This window comes from Brevibacterium sp. NPDC056726 (assembly GCF_042790515.1).
In the GTDB taxonomy this organism is placed as follows: Bacteria; Actinomycetota; Actinomycetes; order Actinomycetales; family Brevibacteriaceae; genus Brevibacterium; species Brevibacterium sanguinis.
This window is the reverse complement of the sequence record NZ_JBHTYZ010000011.1, coordinates 1-4,524: the sequence shown is the minus strand read 5'-3', so window position 1 is coordinate 4,524 and position 4,524 is coordinate 1. Positions and strand designations below refer to the sequence as shown.

The window sequence follows — 4,524 nt, the reverse complement described above, 5'->3', positions numbered from 1 at the left end:
TAACCGTTCCGATCCCGGTAGCTAAGCCCATGTCATGCTGATGGTACTGCAACTTGGTGGTTGTGGGAGAGTAAGTGACTGCCGCAATTCTTTTTTGGTGGGGGCACTCCTTGTAGGGGGTGCCCCCACTTTTTGCATTCACCAGTGTCTGCTGTAGTCAGCTGGGGGTGTCGAGTCCGAGGAAACGGCGGACTGCCTCGGTGCCGGTGACCTCGACCGGCTCGGGCCCGCGGATGATGTCGGCAGCCGGTAGCACCAACTGGAGCTCCGTGTGCGCGATTCGACGTCGGCCCTGGCTAACTGTCGGCGATTGTCGCGCGGGCGTCCAGGGGACGAGCAGTCACGACTGCCCCGAGACCGAGGAGTGCCGACAGCGCGAACAGTGCGAACAGGCCGGCTGCGGCACCCGCGATCGAGGGCAGGGCTGAATTGACGACGATGCCGCCGATAGCGGCCGCGAACGCTTGGCCGAGTTGACTGACGATGGGAATGGCGGCGGCGGCGATTCGGCCGTCTGCCTCGTTCGAGCTGCTCGACATCGCGCGCACGGACAAGTGCGGGTTCGCCATCCCGACGCCCACACCAGCGAGGATCAACGCCAGTATCCAGCCGATGATGACCATCGGCCCGGCCAGCGGAACGATCTGCAGAACGACGAGCACCGCCATCGCGACCGTCGTCACGGCCGGCCCAAGGACAAGCAGACGCGCCTGCACAGCTGGGCGTTCGGCTCGGGAACTCCAGATGGCAGCGACTGACCAGCCGATCGACACGGTCGCGCCGAGAAAACCGGCGGCGAACGGGGCAAGTTCGAACAGACGCTGCCCGAACAGAGGAGTGAACGCCTCGCTGGCCGGCGCGGCCGTGGTCAACGCGAGGGCAAGGTAGATCCATTTCAGCGACCCTCGCGTGTAGGCCAGGGGCGGCAGAACACCGACCCGCGCTCTTCGGTCGACGGCGATGAATGCGACCAGCAACATCATCGCCAACACGACCCCGACCCACACCCAGGCGCTTGGGAGGACGCTGGTGATGCTGAGCGCAGCGATGGCGACCATGAGAATGATCATCGACGTCAGCGGCAGCCGCGTCAGGTCCACTGATCGCTGCGACCTAGGCAGAGTCAAGGGCGCGGCGATCGCGAGGATGACACCCGCGGCGGCCACCGAGACAAACGCGAGCCGCCAGGCATCCAGCTGTGCGAAGGCCCCGCCGGCGGTCGGGCCGACAATCGTCCCGACTCCGAACATCGCCGACACGACTGCGGTTGCTCGCGCCCACGCTGTCTCCGGCAGCGCCGTCCGGATGAGAGCGAACGCCAAACCGGACAGCAGTCCACCGCCGACGCCCTGCGCCGCGCGGCCGATCAGGAGAACCTCCATGCTCGGTGCTGCGGCGGCAACAGCACTGCCGACCGCGAACGCACCCGCACCGAGCACATATGAGCGGTGAGCACCGAGCCGGCCCAGCACCGCCGGAGTCGCCACCGTTGCGGCTACCCCCGCGACGATGAACACCGTCGTCACCCACGCGTAGTACACCTCGCCGCCGACCTCGGCGACGGCGCTCGGCATCAGAGCGCTGGTGAGGTACATGGTGACTGCCTGCAGCAGAATTCCCGCCGCGAGCACCGTCGTCACCCCGGCGGAGGATCGGGCGGTTCCGCGATTCATGGAATTCGCTGTACTCGATGTGGTGTCCATGGGCGCCACGCTAGAACTTCAACATATATTGAAGTCAAGACCTGAATCTGGGAGGCTCTCCCTATGACGACGACATCATTCATCGACACGCAACATCTACTGACTGTGCGGGATGTTGCCGTGGACAGCGGTGTCGCCCCTTCTGCGGTCCGGTTCTATGAACGGCACGGGGTGATCACCGCAGCGCGCACGCCGGGCAACCAACGACGGTTCGCTTCAAGCGCCGCATGCCAGGTCAGAGTGGCGAAGCTCGCCCAGCGCGTCGGGTTCACTGTGCGGGAGATCGCCGAGATCTTCGATGATCTGCCCGACGACCCGCAGCCCGGCGATTGGAACCGCATCTCCGAGCATCTCGTCGCGAGTGCGGAGCGACGCCTGGAGGAACTCACCCGTGCGGTCGACTCCATGCGTGCGGGAGGGCGGCTCTGCGACCTCAACGATGCTCTCGAGGCGGAATGAGAAACCAGGGGTAGTCTCAGAAGAATGATCATCCGTCGTGAGACCGAATCAGACATCAGCGCCATTCGCTCCGTCACCGCAGAGGCATTCCGCAGCGCCGCTCACAGTGCACCCCCGGTCGCCCCGGGCGGAGACCCCGGAGAGGTCACTCTCATCGAGTGGCTGCGGGACGACGAGTCCTGGATTCCCGAGCTCTCGCTCGTCGCCGTCATCGACGACACCGTGGTCGGGCACATCGTCGCCACTCGTGCTCATGTCGGTACCGCGCCGGCAGTCGGGATCGGCCCGGTCAGCGTGCTCCCGGCCCACCAGGGCGAAGGGATCGGCTCCGCGCTGATGGAGTTCGCTCTCGGCGCTGCCGACGCGCTCGGCACCCCGGTCGCCGGCCTCCTCGGCGATCCGAACTTCTACGGTCGCTTCGGTTTCGTCCCCGCCTCAGCGATGGGCATCGAATCTCCCGACCCCGCGTGGGGCGACTACTTCCAGACGCGAGCTCTGTCGACCTATGCCGGCGAACACGGGAGTTTCCGCTACGCGGAGCCATTCACGCGTCTCTGACGCCTGTCAACGTACTGTTATGAGTAGTATCATGGTCGTAAACCCGGTTAGTGGGTGGGATACGGTCATTTAGGGGGCGTTATGGCTGTCACGCGCGCGGTGGGGCGCCGCCTCGGTGACGTCGGCGGATCGATCCGCAGGTGGCGTATCATGCAATCGCTCAAAGCCGCAGAACTCGCGCAACGCGCAGGGATCTCGAGGACGACACTGCAGAAGATCGAGCGCGGCGATCCCGGAGTCTCGATCGGCGCGGTGATGTCGGTGATGCAGGCGCTCGGACAGCTCGACCACGTCGCAGAGTCGTTCGACCCATTGAGCACAGATGTCGGCAGGCTGCGTTCGACGGAATCACTGCCCGAGCGGGTTCGCCGATGAATGCCGATGAGGTGCTCGTCGATCTCGACATCAACGGTCGCACCGAGCTCGTCGGCACTGCCTATTTCCACGTGGCCCGCAATGAGGTGTCGACCACGTTCGTCTACTCGCCGGGCTACCTCGCCCAACGGTGGGCCTTCCCGATCGACCCTCAATTGCCCTTGTCGGCCGGATCGTTCACGGTCGCCGGCCTGCCCGGGGCGTTGAGCGATTGCGCTCCGGATCGTTGGGGCCGCAATCTCGTCGCCAAGCAGCACCAGAGACTCGTTGCCTCAGGGCAGGCGCGCCATCGCCGGCTCACCGAGGTCGACTACCTCATCGGAGTCAGTGATGTCACCCGCCAGGGTGCTTTGCGATTCCGCAGTCCGAAGTCCCCGGCACATCTGGCAGCCGGAGCTCATGTTCCCCCGCTCATCCGACTGCCTGAACTCCAGAGGGCGGCCGACGAGGCCGCCGATGGCTCCGATGCCGCGGCCAAGCGCCTCCTCGACGCCGGAACCGGGTCGCTCGGTGGCGCCCGCCCGAAGGCCTCCGTCCTGGGGGACGGAGGCCTGATGATTGCGAAGTTCTCCCGACCCACAGACGATTGGTCAGTCATCGCATGGGAGGGGGTCGCTCTCGAGCTTGCGTCCCGTGCCGGCATCTCCGTCCCCGGTCGGCAGCTGCTCACTCTCGATGATCGACCCGTTCTCGTCGTCGACCGATTCGACCGAGACGGTGGGTCTCGGGTTCCGTATCTGAGCACGATGACGGCGACCGAGCGGCGCGACGGCGAGCCGGGCGACTACCTCGACATCGTTGAAGCGATCGAGGACCTCAGCCTCAACTGGAGGCGCGACTGCGCGGAGCTGTTCCGGCGCGTGGTGTTCTCTGCAGCGATCCACAACACCGACGACCATCTGCGCAATCACGGATTCCTGCGGCGGCCCGCAGGATGGGAGCTCAGTCCGGTCTTCGATATCAATCCCGAGCCAGATGTCGACACCGAACGGCAGACCGCGATCAACGGAGCCCGGTCGGCTGACGAGGAGATGTCCGCGCTTCTCGACTTCGGGTCGCTCTGCCACCTCGATAGTCGGCAGGCACGACGCATCATGAGAGACGTCGCCGAGGCGGTCGGCCAGTGGCGCAGCGTCTCCCACGCGCGCGCATTGCCGACGTCGGAGATCGCGATGTTCGGTGACGTCTTCGACCGCCAGGTCAACGCGGTTCTGCGTGCCGCCGGAGGGCCGATATAGGCGTAGTCGCCCTGTTTTCCGGGTGGTTTTCGCACCGCTTTGCTTCGTGTGGTGGTTGTCACCCCGGAATGGTCGATTTCGGGGTTGCGTGAGGGGTCTGCAGTGGTCTAGAGTTATATCTCGTTCGCCTCACCGGGAACACCACGATCAAAGGGTGTCCCCACCGGGTGTGACCAGCACAAACAGTGGTT

At 65.3% G+C, this 4,524-nt stretch carries 5 protein-coding genes; 4 read left to right on the top strand and 1 reads right to left on the bottom strand.

Features of this window, described 5'->3' with window-relative positions; genetic code table 11:
- Window positions 1–296 precede the first annotated feature (296 nt).
- Entirely contained in the window at window positions 297–1,703 is a 1,407-nt protein-coding gene (locus tag ACFQ91_RS17150) for an MFS transporter (protein WP_198500499.1), read from the bottom strand.
- A 63-nt stretch (window positions 1,704–1,766) separates the two neighbouring features.
- On the opposite strand from ACFQ91_RS17150, the gene ACFQ91_RS17145 reads away from it, so the two are divergent.
- From ACFQ91_RS17145 to ACFQ91_RS17130, 4 genes are all read left to right on the top strand, one after another.
- Window positions 1,767–2,162: a MerR family transcriptional regulator gene (locus ACFQ91_RS17145; protein WP_198500500.1), complete on the top strand. Its 396-nt coding sequence runs from the start codon at window positions 1,767–1,769 to the stop codon at window positions 2,160–2,162.
- Window positions 2,163–2,186: 24 nt separating this feature from the next.
- On the top strand, window positions 2,187–2,720 hold the full coding sequence (locus ACFQ91_RS17140) for a GNAT family N-acetyltransferase (protein ID WP_198500501.1): 534 nt from the start codon (window positions 2,187–2,189) through the stop codon (window positions 2,718–2,720).
- Between the two features lie 81 nt (window positions 2,721–2,801).
- Window positions 2,802–3,095 (top strand): helix-turn-helix domain-containing protein, encoded by a 294-nt coding sequence (locus ACFQ91_RS17135; RefSeq protein WP_198500502.1) that lies wholly within the window; start codon window positions 2,802–2,804, stop codon window positions 3,093–3,095.
- Window positions 3,092–4,333 carry a type II toxin-antitoxin system HipA family toxin gene (locus ACFQ91_RS17130; protein WP_198500503.1) on the top strand — a complete coding sequence of 414 codons (1,242 nt, stop codon included), beginning with the start codon at window positions 3,092–3,094 and terminating at the stop codon, window positions 4,331–4,333. Before ACFQ91_RS17135 ends, ACFQ91_RS17130 begins: the two co-directional genes overlap by 4 nt.
- Window positions 4,334–4,524: the final 191 nt, after the last annotated feature.